Below are 21,656 nucleotides of genomic sequence, written 5' to 3'. Positions count from 1 at the left end.
AGCTGCTGCGTATAGGACAGTCAATGCACACGTACTTGCGGCCACGGTATTCTTTCTTGCGGGTGCCGGTTCGGTAATCATTAAACTCCTTGTATGACGCGCTACGTGAAAAGTTAAGTTTTTAGTTATTCCACAGAAATCAGATATCTCTTTCAAATAGCTATTTATTTTTTGATTGGAATAAACAGGAAGTAAAGTATTCTTAATAGCTGATCTTGGATGATCTTGATATTTGAGCAGTATTTTTCTCGCGAGAGTAAGTAGAGGTATCTTCAGTTCTATTTTTGTTTTCTGTCGATTGGTCTTAATCCATTGCTTACCATCTAAATCCATTTGAATATTATCTATAGATAGTTTTGTCATATCGATATAAGACAGACCCGTATAGCAACTGAATAAAAATAAATCTTTTACTATATTCAGTCTATCCAAAGAAGAATTAAAGTCTTCGATTTTTTGTAATTCGTCCTTAGTTAGATATTCTCTCCTATTTTTTTGAAATGAAGTTTTGAACCGAACAAAAGGATCTTTAGCAATCCATTCGTGATGATAAGCCATCGTTACCATTTTGAGTAATCGCTGTAGGTGTTTCATTGCTGTATTATGTCCCATCTTTTTTTGATGGTCTTTTGGTTCATAAGATTTTATAAAAAATTCAAAGTCTATTATAAATGAATAATTTAAATCAATAAGACGCAGATCATCCTTTTTATGCTTTTCTTTTATAAACTTCATTAAATACCCCTGAGTAACCTTGTAGTGGCGAATGGTGTGTGCAGAAAGAGATTCTTTAGAAATTTCATTGTGATATTCAAAAAGCTCTGTTAAGGTTTTGAATAATTTATCTTCCCCTAGAAATTTGGACCGTATAGCCTGAGCAGTAATAAACTTGTTTTCACTCAACAAATCTTCATAAGCTTGATAAACCTTTGAGCGAATTTGATCTAGGTATTTATTCGTTAATCTGGCTTGCTCTCTTGTACCTTTGACGATTCCACGTTCAGAATCCCATTCAGCAATTGCAATTCGCCTTTGTAGGCTAAAGTTTGCTCGTTTACCATCTACAGTGATGCGAGCATAGATTGGAACGTGCTCATTTTTAATCCGTGAGGTGTTAACCCAAAAAATCAGGCTAAATGTTGACCGGGTCTTCATAATTTTTCGTCTTTAATTACACAATTTTTAAGACGAAAGTCAAACTATAACATATTAAATATAAGCACTTTAAATGCTTATTCGGTCAACACTTTTTACTATTTAAAACTGTTGACCGAATTGTTGACATTTTATACCAAATACGATCAAATTTTATGAATACTACAAAAACATAAAACCCTGTAAATCAAAGGATTTACAGGGTTTTGATTTAGTTTAAAAGCTAAATTTGTGATCGCAGCAGGATTCGAACCTGCGACCGTCTGCTTAGAAGGCAGATGCTCTATCCAACTGAGCTATGCGACCCTTTTTGCGGGTGCAAATATAATGCTTTAACTAAAAAGTTAAAGCATTACTTGGTAAAAAAAATTAAAAATATAAAATTACAAAAGCCAGATCGTTAATAATCTGGCTCTTGTAATTAAAATATATAAAAAACTAAGCTGCCATAGGCATTGGATAAATCTCTGCAAAAACTTCAGATTCTTCAACTGAAGCAGCTACAGGAATTAGAGATAACACATTGTAATTAAACCAGATGATCATCAATCTCAATGGGATTTCAAGAGAATCTTTCAATCCTAATTTAGAATCATCTACATGTACCCAACGGTTTAAAGCTTGCTCATGAATGACTTGCATAACCTGAGTTTTTCCGCCCATATATTTTTTGAGTCTGATGAATAGTTCTACATCAAACAACCATTTGCTTAAAAAACCTTTAGCATAAATCACCGGTATCAGTTCTTTCTTAAAAACCTTAGCGCCACACTGCGTGTCTTGTATAGGCAAACCTAAAATAAGGTAAACACACATTTTGATCACTTTAGAAAAAACAGCTCGCAACGGATCTTTTTTAATCCCACCGCCGTCGTTATCTTTTGCTCGTGAACCAAAAACCATCTTCAACGTCTTATTGCGTTTTAAGGTGTCATCCAGGGCTATAAAATCTTCAAAATCTGTAGAAAGATCTGCATCTATAAAGCCTATGTGTTCAATATCTGATTTAGTATGTAGGTACCGTGCTCCGGCTCTTACAGCAGCTGCTTTGCCAGAGTTACGCTTCATATCTATAACTGAAACTTTTTGTTGATCTGTTTGCTGTATAGCTTTCAACACATCTAAAGTTTTGTCTTTACTCCCATCATTTACAAAACATAAATGGTAATTTTCTGAAGATTGAATGAAGTTTATAAAAGCCGATTTGTTGATTCGGGTTTCTTCGTTGTAGCAAGGAATTATAATAGCAGTTTTCATAATTTGAGGTGTTTTTATCGATTAATTACACTGCAAACATACCCGGGTATCGAACCCTAATTCCTTGATTTTCGATGGCTAAACCGCTACTTTAGGTGAAAACCGTTTATCGACAGATGAGTCATTCATCGAATGTTATATCTTAGCTGAGTACGAAATACAAACAGTTGCATACGCATTATTAGATGAGAAACACTCCAAACAGATATTTGATTATTGCCCTCCTCATAGGTGTGGTGTTTCATGGCTTTGGAATCTTTTTTACATTAGAAGGCACCTATGATGCACTCATTCATCTGTTCTTTGCAGACCATTATGCAACACACTGGTTTGAACCTTGGAACTACAGCTGGTACACCGGCTTTACCGTCATGGGCTATCCGCCGCTTGTACATCAGGCTATTGCGGTTCTCTCACTGATTGGCGGACTCAAATTCGGGATGTTTTCTGTGGCTATTATTGGAGTTATCCTTTTTATTACGGGAGTTTACCGCTTTGCACTGCTTATCACGGCTAATCCCAATTCTGCAGGGTATGCCGCAATTTTAGCTGTGTTTTCTTCTTCTTTTGTTGAAACCCTGCACATATTTGGTCAATTACCCAGCATTATTGGTGTTTCGATCCTGATGCACTGCTTACCCGAAATTTACCTGTGGCTCATTACCGGTCGAAAAAAATACTTCCTCACTTCGCTTTCGTTACTCGCGGTAACTGTTTGCTCGCACCACGTGACTCCTATTTTTGGGATGGTGTTTTTTATCTTTCCGTTGATAGGAATGGCGGTTATGGATCAGGCGCGGTCGCAGGTAGCCTCTTTGAAGGCAATCACCTTCAAGGTATTTCTAACTGCCTTTTTTAAACTACTCAAGCGTATGATCGCCTTTGGGTTTACGGCGCTGTTTCTCATAATAACATGTATTCTTCCTTATTGGGTGAATACTAAAAATAATCCTATTACTCAGGTCCCTATTCCACATGGCTCTCGTGATAATTTTCTGGAAATCACTTCCAGCGGTCTTGTTTTCTTTTTAATTCCGTGGGGAATTTTATTACTGCTGATGCCTTATTTCTTTTACCGGTATTACAGCAAGCGTTACTTATTTTTTGGGCTATCGCTAACCATGTTGACCATTCTAGGAACCGGAGGCACTACTCCAATCCCTAAAATGATTCTTGGTGATAATGCCTTTAATATCCTAACCTTAGATCGTTTTACTTTGTGGGGTAGTATTATGGTCTTACCCCTGTTTGGGGAATTTGCCTATCGCTTCGCAGAAGGGGATTATAAAACCTTTTTAAGCACCAAATTGGGCGGACTCTACCATCGTATTCTTGCTGGTTTTTTGGCTGCTGTTTTTTTAGGAACAACTGTTTTTACAATAACCTTAAGCAATTTTAGACCGTCCCAGCCCACACCTATAAAAATGTTGCCTATTGTTAATTTTCTCAATCAGGATATGCATTATAAATGGCGCTTTTTGCCACTGGGGTTTGGCGATCAGATCGCGTGGCTTTCTGCACAAACTGATGCTATGACCGTTGACGGAAATTATCATTCTGCCCGTCGCCTTCCTGAATTGACTACCCGCGCTATAGAACGGCTGGAGAACTCCAAATTCCGTGGCGTTGAAGGCATTGGTTCGTTACAGCAATTTTTGACCGTTCCTAAGAAATACAACCTTAAATATGTATTTTCTAACGATAAATTCTACGATCCTATACTTTATTTTGCAGGTTGGCAACGCTTAGGTTTATTAGAAAATGGTATAATGGTTTGGGAGAAATTGGGCGTTCCTCCTATGCCCGAATTGATGCCTAAAGATGATATTCCCTTATTTCTTATTTTGATGTGGGGCATCATTCCGTTATTGACGGTTTTAGTTGCTTTTGTGATTAATATTCAATCGATCTGGTTACGTGCACTTCGGTCTAAAAAACCTAAAAAACCACCCTATATGCAGTGGAAAATTGATTTTTCCGCTTCCGCTAAAACATCACAAAAACGATCACAATTCCTCTTTAATATTGCTCATTTTTATGGCTTTATCGTGCTCTGCTGTTTTGCTATGGGTATCTATACTTTTTATCTCAAAAATGCCGATCAGATTTCGCCTAAAAATGTGGTGGAGGCTTATTTTGATGCGCTTGATTTTAAAGAACTGGAACGTGCCTATTCGTATTTTGATCCACAAAGTGATAAAACGCTCGACCAGTTTATGTTAGAATTCGCAGTCACAGACGGACTTTTAAACAGTTACGCCAAGCTGGATGCTATTAGAGTTACAATCACCAAGGAAACCGACAGTAATGCTCTGGCAACCGCAAAAGCATCTTGGATCACGCCACTCGAGCTCATCAATACCACCGAAGATCTGGAACTCGTTAAACGTTCCGGAAAATGGTATGTGAAACCTAAAAAACCAGAATTAGACCTTCCGCCAGATCAACTGATCACAGTTACTGAAACCGATTTTTACAACCACGGGAGACGAAGAATAACTTCAGAACAAACCTATCATGAAGATATTCTTAAACAGCCTGTTTTAGAAGTGCTTTCTGCGTGTTTGATAAAGGTTAATAACGATTATGTAATTGTGGGTGAAATTCAGAATGTTGACAATGTTCCGGCAGATGTTTCGGTAAAAGGTACCTTGTATGATAAGGAAGATCACGAACTGGCGACGTATAATGCTAAATACGAAATGAAGCATAAGCTGATGCCTAAAGAAATAACTTCGTTCAAAATAGAATTTGAAGGCACAGCCTGGATCAATCCTGATGAGCATATTCCGCTGACTTTTGATCCTGATCAATTCACTCCTATTGAATTGGATGGCAAACCTGTTAATTTTGATTTGCACGTTTCTGGCAACGTGGCTAATACCGATTTGTACAAACGCGTGGCTATAAACAGTATTGAGGTGAAAGATGATCAGCTCACAACTACATTATTCAATCCCGGTACGCAGCAGGCGACAATTCCACAGTTGTTATTATCCTATTATGATGAAAAGCACCAATTGCAATGGGTGTCTCATCATTTTCTGCAAGAAGGCGTTAGACAGCAACGCAAGCAACAGGTTTCAATCGCTTTAAATAAAGAAGAAACTCAACTTATATCAGACTCGATGCAAGCCATATTTGTAAACGGATTGCCAAATACTGAAATCGCACGCAAGGTTGTTCCACAGCGAGATGTCTCACAAGAAGATGTTGTACAGATCCAATTAAGCGACGGAGGCTTTCTTAAAGTTGAAATCAATAGTTATCTTGGTAATCCCCGATGAAAATAAACAAAGCTTACATATTGATTTCTGGTGTGCTGCTGCTTTTGGGCTTTACTGTAATTCCAAATCTTCAAAACAAAGTACAATCCGCTGTGCTTCTAACCGAGCAATCGGAATATATTGTTGGAAGCCCCATCTCACTTTCTTTTAATACTGAGGCTAAAACCACGCAGCTTATTGTTTCAAATGCTTTAGGAACATCAGTAATACAGGCAGAAAAAACAACTGGAACGGATGAAATTCAATTCTCAATTGCTGAACCTTTTTGCACAAGTTCAGGAGTTCTAAACTGGACATTAATTGGAAAAGAAAAAGCCTTATTAAACGGGAAACTTCAGCTCAAAGCAGATACAACACAAATTGCAAAACTAGAATCGTATTTGGGTCCGCAACGTATTGCTGCTGGTGGTGAAGATTTTGCCCAATTCACAATTTTGCCTACAGACATTTATGACAACCCCTTGCCGGATGAGACAGAAATTTCCTTAAATACCGGTTATACAAGCAACTCAAATGTTGAAACTTTAAAAATTCAAGAATTTATAAGTTGGAAAAATGTGTATTCTACCTTAAAATCAGGACGCATTTTTGTGGCTGCAAATAGTGACACCACGACATCAAAACTACAAACCATTTATGTAGATGCTAACCTGGCGACTCCTTTTAAAATAGATTTTGAAAGGTCCAATACGTATGCAGATGCAGACCAGATCACAACGCTAAGAACCGATATAATCAAAGACCGTTATAATAATACGATCCCTGATGCTACGCTGGTTAATTTTGTAATAAAAACCAACAGTGGTGCAATACTACAAACTTCTGGAAATACTATAAATGGTATTGCACAGGCACAAATACAACATCCTGCAGCGCCCCAAAACTGGACGGTAAAAGCTTACATCACGGGCATTGCAAAAAGCAACCCTATTACCATACAGTACCAACCGGCGATCAATGATATTCCTGTAATTTGGGATGCAACAATTAGAAAACTCAAAATTGGTCCGCTCAACGGTATGCTCGGTCAGACCTTACCAGAAGGAACTGTTGTTAGCTTAAAAATCAAAAACAAAATCGGAGAAACAGAAACATTAACCCAAAAGACCGAAGCCGGTCACGTAGCCTTTGAATTGAAAAAAGCCTTTTACCCATCTGGATCGTATTCCTTAGAAATAAGCGTTTTAGGTGTAAGCAAAAACTTAGAATCAGTACTATTTAAATCGTAATCTCGATTATCGAGTGAAAAATCAAAATAAAAACATATACCGCGCATTGCTTATTCTTTCCTTCATTGGGTTGAATTTACTTATCGTTTTTGCGATAGGCCAGATTATGACGTACCTCAACACCGGTGCAGATAAGAGTAAAATGCTCAACCTTGCGCTAAAAAGTGAGCGTGTTTACAAACCGCATCTCATCTGGAGGGATACACTCAACCCTAGCAGACCGCTAGAAAAACCAACTCAAAAACGCGTAGCGCAAGATTATCTGAATGCCTGGTATGTGCGTGAAGTTGCTTTAGCAACTAACGAGTTTAAAGGAATTGATGATTATTATACAGCAAGTGCCAGACAAAAAGTTGAACACCTGTTGAACCAAAATATAAATGCACTGACACGTATAGAAGGCACGAGTCTCAATCACAATCTGGAACTAGAATTTTACAGCGCAGATGGTCAGTTTATCAGTTTTAAAGATTTCGGTGTGCAGGAAGCACAGCGGATTTTTAGTGAAAATAATTTGCTGCTTCAGCATACTATTACGGCTTCCTATCGCGTAATTATGCTGCTTGAAGATGGGTTTTGGAGAATAAGACAGCTGGTTCGCATTCCGCAGCAGGATTCTATTGTACCGAAGAATCAAGTGGTTAAAAAAGAAATGCCAGATCAAATTAAAGCCATCAATTACTATCCCCAGCAAAATCCGTGGGATACATTTGGAACAGATTTTCAACCTGCTGTAATCCAAACTGATTTAAAAAAAATCAAAGATTTGCAGTTTAATACGATTCGGATTTTTGTGGGCTATGAAGATTTTGGCAAAGCCGAAGTAACTCCTAAAAAACTCAGCAAGCTCAAAAAACTAATGGATCTCGCTGACGCAGAAGATCTTCAGGTCATTGTTACCTTATTTGACTTCTATGGCGATTATTCAGTAATAGACTGGTCAAATACTTTTAAACATTCCAGAGCTGTCGTAAACGCTTTAAAAGCCCATCCGGCATTGCTCGCCTGGGACTTGAAAAACGAACCCAATCTGGATTTTGAATCTCGTGATAAAGATCTGGTGCTGTTCTGGCTTAAAAATCATTTAGCCTATTTAAAAAGTCTTGATCCTGCCACGCTGCTTACAATTGGCTGGTCTGATGCAGCTTCAGCTTCTTTGCTTTTAGATGATGTTGATCTTGTCTCTTTTCACTCGTATCAAGATTTTGCAAGCTTCCAAACTTCGTATGAAGAATTAAAAGCTCAAACTAATAAGCCGCTGATGCTTCAGGAATTTGGACTTCCCACTTACTCTGGCATTTGGAATCCATTAGGTGCTGACGAAGATGAACAAGCCGAATATTACACTGAGTTTCTAACTTTCGCAAAAGCTGAGCAACTGCATTATGCGCTATGGACGCTTTATGATTTTAAAGAAATTCCAACGGCTGTTGTCGGGCGGTTACCCTGGCGAAAAGCCAAACAAAAACACTTCGGTTTAATTGATGCCAATGGTGAAGCAAAACCAGCCTTATCTATTGTAAAAGACATTCAGGATTAAGCTGCTCAACTCTTAAATTTGCAGCAAATTACTTTATGAAATTATTCGATATAGAACCAAATACCTCAAAAAATCTGCTACCAAAAGACGGTGTAGTAAACTATTACGGGAAACTGTTTTCTCAGGAAGAAGCTGCCTTCTATTTTCAGTATTTAATGCATCATATTGAGTGGCGTAACGATGAAGCAGTAATTTTTGGGAAAAAGATCATTACCAAACGTAAAGTAGCCTGGTATGGCGATTCCCCCTTTTCATACACCTATTCCAAGGTTACTAAAAAAGCGCTCTTATGGACTAAGGAGTTGAAAAATCTTAAACTAAAAACTGAACAGGAGACCGGTGAACAATTCAACTCATGTTTGTTGAATTTGTATCATGATGGCAGCGAAGGAATGGGCTGGCACAGTGACGGGGAAAAAGATCTCAAAAAAAATGGAGCAATTGCTTCAGTAAGTTTTGGAGCAGAACGAAAATTTGCTTTTAAGCATAAAGATACTCAAGAAAAAGTGGCCTTAAATCTAGAAGATGGGAGTTTGCTTATTATGAAAGGTGCCACGCAAACTCACTGGCTACACCGCTTACCTCCTACTACCAAGATACATTCAGCACGAATAAATCTAACTTTTAGAACAATAGTTGAGTAATTTTTAATGTCCTTGTAGTTTAGATTATCTATCAAATAAAGAACCCCAAACGCTTTTAGGGAAAGCGAGAGGGGTTACAACCAAATCGAAGTGGGGTGAAAGGCTCCTTAAATTGAAATCAGGGTTTTTGCTTTTTTTGACTCTTTTTGTTCTATAATTTGTTTGAATACATCTACATATCTATCTGCAATAGTACTCATTGGTAATGCTGTAGCTGCTTTATAATTTGCTTTGCCCATCTCAACGCGATATTGCGGATTAGCTAATACTTTGTATAAAGCAGTAGCGAGATCTTCAATGTTATTCGGCTCAAAAAAATGTGCCTTATACCCTTCTTCGCGAGATAAAATTCCCAGGTCGCCAAGGTCTGGCATGATTACAGCTTTACCGTAACTTCCTGCCTGGTGCAAAACGCCACTGCTTCCTGTTGTAGATGTATATGGGAAAACCACAACAGCACTCTCTTCAAACAAAGCAGGAACGTCTTCTTCTGCTACATAGCCCGTAAATCGTAGTTGCTTAACGTGCGCATATTTTTCTTTCATAGTATCTAAATATCCTTTCACATTAGGATTATCTGTACCTGCAATCAAAATCTCAATATCTGCCTTAACATTTTTACGAAGATGTTCTACCGCTTCAATAAGCATTTCTACTTTTTTATAAGTACCAAACTTTCCAAAAGTCATCACTTTCATAGGGCCATCCGGTAATTCGTAGTTAGGTTCAGCAGGAAGCTCAAAAGTTCCGTGCGGGATAAGACCTACGTTATCTGCATTGTATTTTTCTTCAAGAATAGAAACGTATTTACTGATAGTTAACGCAACAAAATCAGCTTTTAGAAGAACTCGTGTTAAATTTGTGCCTATAAAACCATAAGCCTTCTGAAGTAGCTTATTAGCTGTAAAACCAGCCTGATCAAGGTCTACCTGCTCCATTATATTGTGTAATAATACGACACTGGGTATACCCATTAACTTACAGATGCCCGGGAGTAAAAGTCCTAAAGCAGCAGGGATTTTTTTATCCCCAAATTTCATAAACTGAAGGTTAAATAAAACACCGTCAGGTACAGTTTGACGTATTGCTCTTAGAACACTTTGTACATTATAATAGCTGTTAAAACTCCAGCAAGGTTTTACAGTTACTTTACAACCATTAATATCCAGATGCATATTTACTTCTTCTTCTGAAGCATCGGTTAAAAGAATCAATTCTTTGATCTCGTTATGCTTTCTGAAGGCTTTTACTAAATAATAAGCATACTCATTTAAAGTAACTTTACTTGGTGGAAATGCGGTGACTAATGCTAATTTCATGGTGATTTGGTTTTTAATTCTGATTCAAAATTGCGACTAAGCAACAGATTATCAGGTGTAAAAACGATAACAGGTAAATCACTGTAGTCGAATGGTAGTTACAGAACGTTGAATGGAAAACGTTAGAAAGTTGAACTTGAAGTTAATCTAACGAAATTAAATAGTACCATTAACAAATGCAGGAGAATTGACGAAATACATAAAAACGAAAAACCCGCGCTCTCGCGACGGGCCTTTCTCCCAACTTAAACTCGTAAATTAATTATGATTTGGGGCAATCAATAATCAAAAAATGCTTAGTATACGGTTATTATGATTTGGGTGTTTTGAAGTTAGGTCCGGTTACTAAATAGATTTGGGGCTTTAAGTTTAAATGGAATCAATCATGATTTGGGGAAATCAAAATATAATTTGGGGGAATTATACAGCTTTAATAGGGTTCTTTATATTGGCAAGTTCAAGTGGCTTGTGCGCATAAATGGTAACACCGGTAAAGTTCACTTTCTCAAGTTGATATAATCTTAAAATTGCAGCAGGTAATTCTGATGCTATCTGTTCTGATTTTTTCAATTCACTTTTAAAATTGATCTCTGAGTTTTCAAGAACAACCTTTACGCTTTCAGCGCTAATAATTGTCGTTTCAGAAAATGGTTTTGAATCTTTAGTATCGTTAGCTAGAAGAGCAGTAGACACAAAAAAGAAAAGGAGTAGCGTAGTAATTTTAAGCATTTTGTTGGGGTTTTGTTTGTAATACATCCCAAATATATAACCATTCATCTATTAAAAGCAATTATTTTCGATGAAATACACATATTTTAGCATTTTATTGATATAAATCAATTGTTGATATAATTTATACATGCTTTCTTACAAAATATTCTTACAATTATTTTAAGTTAATGATCAGTTTTTATAAAAAACAGGATTTGAGCAAGCAAAAGTAGAATCATACTTAAGATTTGCATAAAAACAACTTGTATTAGATCGGTATGAAATAAGACTATCAAACTTAATTGAAGGAATCCACCTACAAAACTTATAAATACGGATTTATACTTTCCTAAGGATAAAAAATAGTAGGTAAACAGGTTGGCGATCGCAAACATTCCTGTAGCTAAAGCATAAGGTCCCAGTAATGAAGCTACTTCCAAATATGCTTCGCCAAACATTATTGTAACGATAAGTTGTGGAGCTATAAAGCACGTAGCTATAACTGAGGCTGCAAGTATACTTATATAGCCAATATATTTATATAGGATCTTACGTGTGTCTTCGCCATTTTTCTTTTTCTCAACTACAACCGGCAACAAAATCATCACAAACATCCAGGCAACAAAATAAACCACGCGACCTATAAGTGCCAGTGAGGCATATAACCCGGCTTCTCTGGCATCAAAATAATGCTTGACCATCAAAATGTCACTGTTGTTAATTAAGATTTGCGTCCCCTCGTAAAAAGCTGTGATGAGAAAAAAGTTCAATACCTCTTTATTCAGTTTTGCATCGAGTTGACCTGTTCCTTTTTGAGTTTTATTTTTTGGGAATTGTGCCAGTATCAAAGAAAGTCCTACGCCTATCGCAACGCCTACAGCAGGTTGTTTGTGGAAAAGAACTATCAACAAAACCGTAAGAACCAGCCTGCTCCACATTTCGATCTGATACGTCTTGGCAAGACTTAACATATCTTGATTTCCCTGAAATATACCGCGATTGATACTCATTATAAAATAGAGCGGAACAGAAAGTCCAAATATTATAAACATCGTCTGGGACTGTGTCTGAAAAACTTCCTGAAAAAATGAGGAGAAGATCACAAAACAAGCTCCCAGTAAAAACCCGATGCGCGTTCCCCATTTTTTAATTTTCTGTAAAAATAAAAGTTGCTCTTGTTCATTCATCAAAACAACAAAACGCGCCGTCCCTAACTGAAAGGTCATTGCTGCAAAAGATAAAACCAACAGTAAGGTTATTAAGATGGCAGCATCGGCAAATGCTTCTGGTCCCAGCATACGGCCTAAAATCAGATTATAGGCATAGTTACCTGCATTAACAAGTAAGGCACTCAACATAAAAAGCTGTTGATGCGAGATTTTATAATTGATAAACGGTATAGCAAGCATAACTGTTGTTTTTGGCGTTAGTTTGATGAGGATTATGCGGCAAGCATGGGAGCTGTAAAATCTTTATTATCTAATAAATATTTCTTTCCAGCAAGTCCAAAACTACCTAGTACAGAAGCATTCTCAACACCTCTGAACAAAATAAGTTTTCCGCTGTTTCTATAATTGTTTTGTAACTGAACTAGCTTCATTACTGTGGTTAGTGTTAGTTCATTTAGGACGCTTAGGTCAATTGTTATTTTCTTTTGATTTCTAAAATCTTCATTAATAGTTGCAGCTAATTCACAAACAGATTGTGCTTTCAAGATGCCGCGTATTTGAATAGACTGTGGAGTTGTGATAAATGAATACATAGTGGTAGTTTTTAAAAGTTTATACTGCAAATGTGCGGCGCATCTCTATTTTACTATCCTGAAATTCGTTAAGCCGAATTTTACTGTAGATGAATGGTATAAATAGCAGCGTTAAACTGTAAATAGCAGAAAAACGGTCTTCTTTTATAGCAGTAGACATTTTTTAAGAACCGAGTTAAGTTCATTTTGAAGACTGCTATCCAATCAATAAGGTTGTTACAATTGATAAAAAGCCGTGAGATGCAGATAAGTGTCGGTAAGTGGTAAATCGCTATAGATTAAAAATGTAAGTATCGCTTCTAACTTGCTAACACCAAATCTTAGTTATGAAAACGCTATTTACATCAGTCTTATTAATTGTATTTCTTTTTAATGCTCAGGCACAAGAAATGACCACCGGTTTCAATTATTTAGAAGCAGGACAAAACAAAAAAGCAGAATTATTCTTTGCTGAAATCTTAAAGGAATATCCTGAAAACAAAACCGCACAACTTTGTTATGCGCGGGCTTTAGGTCTGGGCGGGAATCCTGCTGAAGCTTTAGAGCTTTTTAAAGAAATGCGTGTAAATCATCCCGGAGATCTGGAAATTGACCTCAACTATGCAGAAGCATTTTTATGGAATAACGAGTTTCAAAAGGCCGTACCTGTCTATAAAGAACTGGTTAAAAATAATCCGGAAAACTTTGGTGCATTACTGGGTTATGCCAATACACTTTCTAACTTAAAAGAGTATGATACTGCACTTATCTATATAAAGAGAGCTTTAGCAACTGATCCCGGAAATACCAATGCCTTAATTTCTAGAAAATACATCAGATTGGGTAAGGCAGGCCAACTAGCAAAAGTTGATCAATCAGAGCGTGCTCTTGCCCTACTCGATTCTAATCTAATAGATTTCCCTAATGATCGTGATACTGAACTTAATAAAATAGCGATCTATTTACCCACTGAAAGTTTTGAGGAAGCAGCTCGTATATATTCAGGTTTCAATGCTTCTACTAAAGATAGTATTACTGGTAAAATAGGTTTATCACTTGTTGCTCATTTAGGTGAAAAAGATAAAAAAGCACTGATCTTTGCTACCGAAGCTTTTACAATGGCTCAGCAATTTAAAAAAGATTCTTTGGCCTTTCTCCCTGCAGCAGAGCGTTTTACGCAAGCCTTAATATGGAATGCTAAGTATAGTGATGCAAAGCAAGAAATAGCAGCTTTATCTAAAGATTTTCCGCAGCACAAAATAGTATTAGCGTTACAAGCAATGTTAGGTATGTATACGGGAGATTTTAAGACTTCACTAGAAGCTTATCAAACCATCTTGAATAAAGATTCTACCTCTTTTGATGGAAATTTAGGGATTGCAAATGCTTATCGTGCTGCAGACAATCCATTACAAGCATACACATATGCACAGAAAACGTTAAATCATTATGAAGGTCAGAAAGATGCATTAGGCTTGATCACTACATTAGATCTATCTTATGCTCCAGTTGTGGGTACAAGAGCATCAGTAACTAAAGATAATGGTGAGAATAAAGCATATAGTTATGGAGTGAATATTACGCTTCCTTTTTCGACTGCTTTTAAAACAGAAGCCTTATACGGTTATCGCACTACCCGTAATGAAATTAGCGGTCAAGAAGCTCACGCTCACGAATTAGGTCTTAAACTGAATTATATGTTTACACCTGGTTTTGAACTGGAAACGCAAGCCGGTTTAATTAAAGCATTCACTGCAGACAAAGATTATACAGATGTACAAGGCTCGTTAAGTTTAAAAACAAAGCCAGCTAAACGTCAAAATCTTGAAGTTGGGTACAAAAGAGCCTTACAAAATTTCAATGCGGAATTGATTGAAGAAAAAATAGCTTTAAACGATTACTTTTTAAACTACAACTGGGGGATTACTACGCGCTTAGGCTGGTATACTTCTATGATTTACACCGCGCAATCTGATGCTAACAATCGCAAGCTTTTATTTACTTCGCTATATTATGGATTGACTAAAAAACCTGCTTTGAAAATGGGTTTTAATTATCAATATTTAGGTTATAAAAATCAGGTGAATATGCTGTATTTCAGTCCGTCTAAATATCAAGCTACTGAAGTTTTTGCAGACTTAATGCTTAATGACTTAGGCTCTTTTCAGGTTCATGCTGTTGCTGCCGGTGGTTATCAGTTTGTTGAAAGTCAAAAGGCCACCAGTATTTTTAGAGCAGAACTCAATGTGAATTATACTCTTTCTTCACAATTCAATCTTGGCTTTTATGCAAAGTATAGTAATATAGCCTCTGCAGTGGCAAGTGGTTTTGAATTTGGTGAAGCCGGTATTACATTAAGATGGTTACCGTTTAATAAACCTTTGTTTAAGAAGTAGATTGAACAAGTAAGAAAATACAAATCAAATCTTTATATGCGAGCTCAAAATCTTGATTATGAGCTCGCATTTTATTTGAAGTTGAATTACAGCTTTTAAAGTTCACTCATAAATTGATTTACTTAGGCCTTCATTAAATAGCTTTTTAAAGTACATTTATATCGCGCATGATTTAATCGCAAAAGATTTACTATGAAAACCTCAACTACTCAAGACGTATTTAGAATACTATTAGGTTCTATGATGACACTCGCAGGTATAGGTCACCTTACCTTTCAACGGGACGAATTTCAGGTGCAAGTGCCACGCTGGCTTCCTACTGATTCTGAGTTTATAGATTTTGTGGTTATAGCTTCTGGTGTAACGGAAATTCTTCTGGGTCTCGCTTTGATCTTCCTTATCAAATACAAGGTGAAGATTGGGCTTTTTCTGGGTATTTTCTTCATTCTGATTTTTCCCGGCAATATCTCACAGTTTACTAATGGTGTAGATGCTTTTGGTCTAGACACAGATCTAAAGCGCTTGATTCGTTTATTTTTTCAGCCGGTTCTAATTCTTTGGGCACTTTGGTCTACCGGTGCAATTACTTATTTGAAAAACCTAAAAACAAGTAGCTATGAATTTTTATGATCTAGAAGCAAAAACACTACAAGGAAAAACTATTTCTATGAGTGTTTATAAAGGTAAAACAGTTGTCGTTGTAAATACTGCGAGTAAATGCGGGCTTACACCGCAATATGAAGGACTTGAAGAATTGTATGAGAACTATAAAGATCAAGGTCTTGAAATTTTAGGTTTTCCGTGTAATCAATTCGGAAATCAAGAACCCGGATCTGCAGATGATATTGAAGCGTTTTGTCAGTTAAATTATGGCGTTAGCTTTACCATGTTTGATAAAGTTGATGTGAATGGTTCTCAAACTCACCCGATTTTTAAATACTTAAAATCGGAATTAGGTGGATTTTTAGGAAGCAAAATAAAATGGAATTTCACTAAATTCCTCATAGACAAAAGCGGAAAGCCTGTAAAGCGCTATGCCCCTATTACTAAACCGCAAAAAATGGAAGCTTCAATCAAAAAATTACTATAAATGGAAGATGCTTCAGTTTTACATTTAGAAAATCAGTTTTGTTTTCCGCTTTATGCGGTATCAAGACTTACAACAAAATTATACGTTCCGTTACTAAAAGAAATAGACCTTACCTACCCTCAATACTTAGTGCTTTTAGTTCTTTGGGAAAATGATTTGCAAACAGTAAACGAGATAGGGAACTGTTTAGTATTAGAATCAAACACCTTAACTCCGCTTCTGAAAAGATTAGAACAGAAAAAACTCATCAAACGAATGCGTAAAAAAGAAGACGAACGCATTGTAACAATTGCTCTTACAGAACAAGGAAAAGCACTTAAAAACCACGCAGTTTCAATTCCGCAGAAAATAGCTTCATTATTTAAAAATACGGGCTTAACTGAAGAAGATTATGGGACTTTTCAGCAAACGCTACTCAAACTCTTAAGTACACTAAAAAAAGAAACCTCAAAAAATTAATCTTTTAAAGAATCTATTAACGCGGGTTGTAATTTTTTAAGTGCTAAAGAAGCAAATGAACGAACCTCTTTGTTTTTTGCTGTTATTTGCAATTCTGCTAATAATGGTAAAAAAGTAGTGTCTCCTAAAAACTGTATCAGATAGATAACAGGTAATCTCAAATGACCATCTCCTACTTCAATAAGTTTAATTAAAGCCTTATTAAAACTTATGTCAGAGTCTACCAGTATTTCTTCATATACATCTACATCATCAATAATAGCAAGTTCTAAAAGCGGTAATAAAACGTGCTTTAACTTGGGTGAGAGAATATTATCTAAAAACTCTATTGCATTAGCACGCGTATCTTTGTCTGTACTTCTAAAACCTTTGTAAGCAACGTCAAGATCCTTTCTGCTGTAATATATAGCGAGAAGTTTAAAGATGGTTTCAATTCTTAATTGAAGTTGTTTATCTAGTATTTCGAGTAATCCCGTACGTGCTACTTCCAATTCAATTTTATCATCAGAAGAAAGTAAATGCTCATAAGACTCAGCATTAAAATTGCTTTTGATCACTTTACGACTGCTTACTATATCTCGATACTCAAAAGTATATTCTAGCAATAATCTAAAAATTGACTTCGGAAAGAAATTGAGTTTAGGATTTTTAGTCTTTAGTCTATATAAAGATTTTGCAGAAGCTCTGCGTATTAAATTATCTCTACTCTTTAACAAACGCAAAAGTACTCGCACTGAAGCTTGTGTTTCAAAAGTTTGAATTACCGCCGGAATATATTTTTTAGTATTATTCTTTAGCAACTTTTCGGATTCACGGGCAAGCAAAACTTCACTGATGGATTCTCCGTAATTTTTTAAGGCTTCAATTGCAACACTACGATATTCTTTTACTGTTAGGAAGTCAATAAGCGCATCAATGAACATAGGCTCTCCAGAAATTCCGGCAGCTTCAATCGCGTGACTTACAATATGTGGATTTCGGTTATTAAAGTTCGCCGAGATAAACGAATAAAATTGTGGAATCTGAGCATAACCTATAGATTCTAATAAGAAGGATAATTCTTCCGGACGATGGTCACTGTTGGGCAACTCGAGTTCGGCAAGCCATAGCTCAATACGCAACTCCAGATTATATCTAGAAGCTATTTTTTTGTTTTTTCGAGCTTCCTTTGCCAAACATAATAATGCGGCGTGCGCGATATAATCGCTGCTATTATTTAGATAAGAATCAAATATTCGGTTATCGTTAAGCGATGTATGCATGATCAGATAGCTCATTGCCGCATAAACCACTTCATCATCTTTTAAATACACCATTTTGCGCACAGCCTCTAACGCTGTACCTTCAGGATAATGATACAGCTGACCGATCGCGGCTATTTTAACAGCATCATCCTCATGCTCTAAAAGAGGTATTATTTTATTCCGTAAAATTTTTGCGTTCCTAGGATTTATATGCTCTAAGTAATGAACAATTTGTTCAGTATCATTGGAGCTTAAAATACGCTTTCCCAGTTCTAATGGAGATTTACGTTTTCTTCTCGATGTTCCTTCCGATAGCTCTACTGCCTCCCTAAGACTCTGTCTAAAGCTTTTAAAATAAGAATCGCGTACTTTGAACACACCAACAATCCAAATGAGGATCAAGAACAAAATAATTACCGTAACGTAGTTTGAAGGAAGTGAAAGTCCTTTGATTACAAAAATCAATAAACAGCCAGCTATACCGGTTGCAACGCTATCAACAACAACATCAATAAATGACTTTGTGCGATTTTTTATTTCTAAAGAAATAGGTACCATAGCTAACTCAGTAGCCGCTTTATTAACCGATTGTTTTAAGCTACCGTCTAAGCCTTTTATGATAATTAGCACCCACAGTTCCGGAAACGTCAAAAACAACAGCGAACCTAAAGCTATGCCTAAAGGAAGGATCAATAACGAACTGTTTACTCCTAGTTTTTCTACTACTCGATTGGTTAGAAATAACTGGATACCTAAAGAAACCAGGTTAAAGGTCGAAAACCAAAATCCAAAAAATGATGCCAAGCTATCGGCATCTGGTATAGCTCGGCTGGCAAAGTCACTAAACTGGAAGTCTACCAGTTTTGCAACAATAACCCCTAAACCTATAATTAAAGCCAAAAAAGTTAAATGCTTTGATTTCAAGAGCAGTTTAAAAGCGGTATCACCCATATTATGATGAGCATTTGCAGATCTTGATGCTCTGCTCACATAACCCTTTTTATAGATCATAGAAAGTAGTGGAATACAGGTTAAAATAAAAATAGAAGCTATAAGCAACATATTTCCATTACCGATATAGGGTACCAGAATAGTGGTTAGATATCCGCCAAAAATTCCTCCTGCAATTGCTCCAGATCCTATAAAACCAAACAACCGTTTTGCTTCTCTGGCATTAAATACCATATTCGCCAGTAACCAAAACTGGCTGGTAGTGAGAACAGCAAAAATCCCACTTATAACATAATAGATGTATAGAGTTGCCGAGCCAATTATCTGCATTTTATACAACACACTTAGCAAAATAAATGCAAAAGCAAAAAAGATAAGCGAAGAGACCATAATACGCCTCAAAGAATAACGCCTTACCGCCTGATTGTAGAAATACGAAGTGATTATAGCTGTCGCAGCTATAAAGAGATATCCAAAAGCAAGATTATCTGCACCCAATCCTTCGAGAAATAGGGCATTTACTATAGGCTTTACGATCAGTAAAATAGTAATGATCAAAAAGACGTATAACTGCATGAAAAAAGAGATGGTGATTTCACCATCTCTTATATTAAACGTCTTTTTTAGAAATTTCCTAATCACCTAAACTGCCAGCGCCTTTTGTAGCACTTGCGAGTAAAGTTCGAGATTTTTGGATAGCTTTCTCTACAGGAAATACTAAATTTCTTATAATTTGTTCTCCGTTAGGATCTTCAACTAAAGCTACAAGAATATATTTACGACCATTGTCTCCCCAAACCAAAATAGAATCGGAGTGGTATTGTTTCCAAGAACCAGATTTTCTAAACAAACGTGCATTTGGCGCAATACGTTCTAGCGTATTTACAAATTTGTGGTGTAAAGAAGGATTCTCCATAATATCAAGCATTGCTTTAGAACGCTCTGGACTTACTAATTTACCGGTAACTAATTTGTAATAAAATCTACAAACCTGTTCTGCTGTAGCAGCGTGACTTAATCCCTTAATGGGATCTGGTCTACGTTCACCGGCAGCAGCATAACGCTTACCTACCCATAAACCACCACCGTGAGCTTTATCGTATAATTTATATTTATCGCTTTGTAATACACTAGATATTTTATCATATCCTAGACGATCTATCATACGCGTACTAGCTTGGTTGTTAGATTTACTAATCATCAACCACATATCTTTTTTGATCTCTGCAGTTTCCTTCAATTCTCCTTTATCAATAGCATCCATCGCAGAAAGAAGAATAGCGATTTTAGGTAAACTCGCAGCGTACATCATTTCTTCACCATTGAGACCGGCATATTGAATCGCATTAGGATCATCGAGACTCACAATACCTACAGCCATTTTCTTTTGGTCAACAAGACGCTTCATGGTAGGGTCTTTGGAAATCTGAGAATATAATTGAGAAGTTAAAACCGAACTATTAAAATCTTCCAAAGGGGCATCAATACAATCTTTAAATGGAAGTTCTTGAGCAGTTACTTTTGAAGCTATCGCTACTAATAGCAATAGGATTAACAAATTTATTTTTTTCATAGACAATTTTTGGGTGTGCTTAATTTTGGGGTTTAACGCAATATTTACAATAATAGTATGCAAAGGTTAAAGAAAAATCAAGTCAAAATCAATATTTAACATTCTTTAATTGAATTAGTTGCAAGTCTTATGCCAAAGAAATGTTAAAGAGAAATTAGTTTTAAATCTTTTTGATGCAGAAGATAAAGTCTAAAAAATCTAACTTGTTGATTAGTAATCCCAACGTCTTGTTTGATTGAGTTCTTCCTCTTTCTGTAATTCTTCTTGCGGAATAACCTTTAAAAAGGAGGGATGTTGTTCTATGGCGTACTCGATCATTTCTACAATATCTTCAACAGAATCGTTTTCATAATCAATATCCAGTGGTTTTTTAATTTCCATAGTTTGAAGAATACCGCGTTTTTTGATACGAATACCCTTTTTATCAAAAGAGCGTCTAAACCCATCAATAACGATAGGTACAACGACCGGTTTATATTGCTTAATGATGTGTGCAGTTCCTTTACGAATGGGTTTCCAGGGTTTTGTAGTTCCCTGTGGAAATGTAATTACCCAACCATCGTGCAACGCAATACCTATATTTTCTGTATCACTAAGATTCACAGGCCGGTCTACTTCTTTTCCTTTTGAACGCCAGGTTCTACTCACCGAAACCGCACCGGCATAAGCCATAATACGCGGTAATATCCCGCTACGCATCGTCTCACTTGCAGCTACATAGTAGATATTGAGTTTAGGTTGCCACAAATACCCTACATTTTTTATGCTATCTACTCTACCGCTTAAACTCGCGTTAAACACATGAAACATCGCCACAACATCAGCAAAATAAGTTTGATGATTCGATACAAATAGCACATTTGTGCCGGGCAATTCTTTTATAATTTCAGAACCTTCAATTTGCAGTGCATTAAAACCTCGGTAGCGTCTGTGTGACATCGCACCAGCAATACGGATAAGCCACTTCTTGATGAAGTCATAATGCCCAAACGGATTGTTTTTTAAAAGTCCCATAGTTTTTATTACGTAATGAAAGGATAATTGTGAAATATAAAATTAA

Annotated in this window: 18 protein-coding genes and 1 tRNA gene; 8 read left to right on the top strand and 11 right to left on the bottom strand. The window is 36.4% G+C overall.

Going from position 1 to position 21,656, the window contains the following annotated elements; all coding sequences use genetic code 11:
- From DSM03_RS11690 to DSM03_RS11680, 3 genes are all read right to left on the bottom strand, one after another.
- Positions 1 to 1,155: site-specific integrase (locus DSM03_RS11690; protein WP_161568061.1), on the bottom strand; the 1,155-nt coding region annotated here is incomplete at its 3' end.
- 232 nt (positions 1,156 to 1,387) lie between these two features.
- Positions 1,388 to 1,461 (bottom strand) — tRNA-Arg (locus DSM03_RS11685).
- A 132-nt stretch (positions 1,462 to 1,593) separates the two neighbouring features.
- Entirely contained in the window at positions 1,594 to 2,412 is an 819-nt protein-coding gene (locus DSM03_RS11680) for a dolichyl-phosphate beta-glucosyltransferase (RefSeq protein ID WP_128760695.1), read from the bottom strand.
- 185 nt (positions 2,413 to 2,597) lie between these two features.
- Here DSM03_RS11680 and DSM03_RS11675 point away from each other — a divergent pair, with 185 nt between their 5' ends.
- From DSM03_RS11675 to DSM03_RS11660, 4 genes are read left to right on the top strand one after another with little or no spacing between them, the layout of a single operon-like run.
- Positions 2,598 to 5,699: a hypothetical protein gene (locus DSM03_RS11675; protein ID WP_128760694.1), complete on the top strand. Its 3,102-nt coding sequence runs from the start codon at positions 2,598 to 2,600 to the stop codon at positions 5,697 to 5,699.
- On the top strand, positions 5,696 to 6,928 hold the full coding sequence (locus tag DSM03_RS11670) for a hypothetical protein (protein ID WP_128760693.1): 1,233 nt from the start codon (positions 5,696 to 5,698) through the stop codon (positions 6,926 to 6,928). The genes DSM03_RS11675 and DSM03_RS11670 overlap by 4 nt, the downstream gene beginning before the upstream one ends.
- Positions 6,929 to 6,941: 13 nt before the next feature.
- A complete protein-coding gene (locus tag DSM03_RS11665; protein WP_128760692.1) occupies positions 6,942 to 8,468 on the top strand; it encodes a cellulase family glycosylhydrolase in 1,527 nt (508 codons plus the stop codon).
- 35 nt (positions 8,469 to 8,503) lie between these two features.
- Positions 8,504 to 9,112 carry an alpha-ketoglutarate-dependent dioxygenase AlkB family protein gene (locus DSM03_RS11660; RefSeq protein ID WP_128760691.1) on the top strand — a complete coding sequence of 203 codons (609 nt, stop codon included), beginning with the start codon at positions 8,504 to 8,506 and terminating at the stop codon, positions 9,110 to 9,112.
- 107 nt (positions 9,113 to 9,219) lie between these two features.
- Here the strand turns inward: DSM03_RS11660 and DSM03_RS11655 are convergent, their stop codons facing one another.
- The 5 genes from DSM03_RS11655 to DSM03_RS18980 form a co-directional block, all read right to left on the bottom strand.
- Entirely contained in the window at positions 9,220 to 10,431 is a 1,212-nt protein-coding gene (locus DSM03_RS11655) for a glycosyltransferase (protein WP_128760690.1), read from the bottom strand.
- Between the two features lie 420 nt (positions 10,432 to 10,851).
- Complete coding sequence (locus DSM03_RS11650) at positions 10,852 to 11,208, bottom strand: hypothetical protein (RefSeq protein WP_128760689.1); 357 nt, start codon at positions 11,206 to 11,208, stop codon at positions 10,852 to 10,854.
- A 119-nt stretch (positions 11,209 to 11,327) separates the two neighbouring features.
- Entirely contained in the window at positions 11,328 to 12,551 is a 1,224-nt protein-coding gene (locus DSM03_RS11645) for an oligosaccharide flippase family protein (RefSeq protein ID WP_128760688.1), read from the bottom strand.
- 32 nt (positions 12,552 to 12,583) lie between these two features.
- Complete coding sequence (locus DSM03_RS11640; RefSeq protein ID WP_128760687.1) at positions 12,584 to 12,904, bottom strand: hypothetical protein; 321 nt, start codon at positions 12,902 to 12,904, stop codon at positions 12,584 to 12,586.
- A gap of 19 nt (positions 12,905 to 12,923) precedes the next feature.
- The gene (locus tag DSM03_RS18980) at positions 12,924 to 13,064 is read right to left on the bottom strand and encodes a hypothetical protein (protein WP_161567069.1); all 141 of its coding nucleotides are present in this window, start codon (positions 13,062 to 13,064) and stop codon (positions 12,924 to 12,926) included.
- 166 nt (positions 13,065 to 13,230) lie between these two features.
- On the opposite strand from DSM03_RS18980, the gene DSM03_RS11635 reads away from it, so the two are divergent.
- The 4 genes from DSM03_RS11635 to DSM03_RS11620 all read left to right on the top strand — a co-directional run bounded on the left by DSM03_RS11635 (position 13,231) and on the right by DSM03_RS11620 (position 16,828).
- Positions 13,231 to 15,279 carry a tetratricopeptide repeat protein gene (locus DSM03_RS11635; protein WP_128760686.1) on the top strand — a complete coding sequence of 683 codons (2,049 nt, stop codon included), beginning with the start codon at positions 13,231 to 13,233 and terminating at the stop codon, positions 15,277 to 15,279.
- A gap of 192 nt (positions 15,280 to 15,471) precedes the next feature.
- Positions 15,472 to 15,909 carry a DoxX family protein gene (locus DSM03_RS11630; RefSeq protein WP_128760685.1) on the top strand — a complete coding sequence of 146 codons (438 nt, stop codon included), beginning with the start codon at positions 15,472 to 15,474 and terminating at the stop codon, positions 15,907 to 15,909.
- The gene (locus DSM03_RS11625) at positions 15,896 to 16,369 is read left to right on the top strand and encodes a glutathione peroxidase (RefSeq protein WP_128760684.1); all 474 of its coding nucleotides are present in this window, start codon (positions 15,896 to 15,898) and stop codon (positions 16,367 to 16,369) included. The genes DSM03_RS11630 and DSM03_RS11625 overlap by 14 nt, the downstream gene beginning before the upstream one ends.
- Positions 16,370 to 16,828, top strand: a complete 459-nt coding sequence (locus DSM03_RS11620) for a MarR family winged helix-turn-helix transcriptional regulator (protein WP_128760683.1) — start codon at positions 16,370 to 16,372, stop codon at positions 16,826 to 16,828. It begins immediately after the preceding gene.
- On the opposite strand, the gene DSM03_RS11615 is transcribed toward DSM03_RS11620, so the two are convergent.
- From DSM03_RS11615 to DSM03_RS11605, 3 genes are all read right to left on the bottom strand, one after another.
- Positions 16,825 to 19,599 (bottom strand): Npt1/Npt2 family nucleotide transporter, encoded by a 2,775-nt coding sequence (locus tag DSM03_RS11615; RefSeq protein ID WP_236638774.1) that lies wholly within the window; start codon positions 19,597 to 19,599, stop codon positions 16,825 to 16,827. The genes DSM03_RS11620 and DSM03_RS11615 overlap by 4 nt on opposite strands.
- Before the next feature lie 58 nt (positions 19,600 to 19,657).
- Complete coding sequence (locus DSM03_RS11610) at positions 19,658 to 20,596, bottom strand: serine hydrolase (RefSeq protein WP_128760681.1); 939 nt, start codon at positions 20,594 to 20,596, stop codon at positions 19,658 to 19,660.
- A gap of 210 nt (positions 20,597 to 20,806) precedes the next feature.
- On the bottom strand, positions 20,807 to 21,610 hold the full coding sequence (locus DSM03_RS11605; RefSeq protein WP_128760680.1) for a lysophospholipid acyltransferase family protein: 804 nt from the start codon (positions 21,608 to 21,610) through the stop codon (positions 20,807 to 20,809).
- Positions 21,611 to 21,656 lie beyond the last annotated feature (46 nt).

Origin of the sequence: Leeuwenhoekiella aestuarii (genome assembly GCF_004104055.1) — a bacterium.
GTDB lineage: Bacteria > Bacteroidota > Bacteroidia > Flavobacteriales > Flavobacteriaceae > Leeuwenhoekiella > Leeuwenhoekiella aestuarii.
This window is presented reverse-complemented; position numbering and strand designations above follow the sequence as displayed.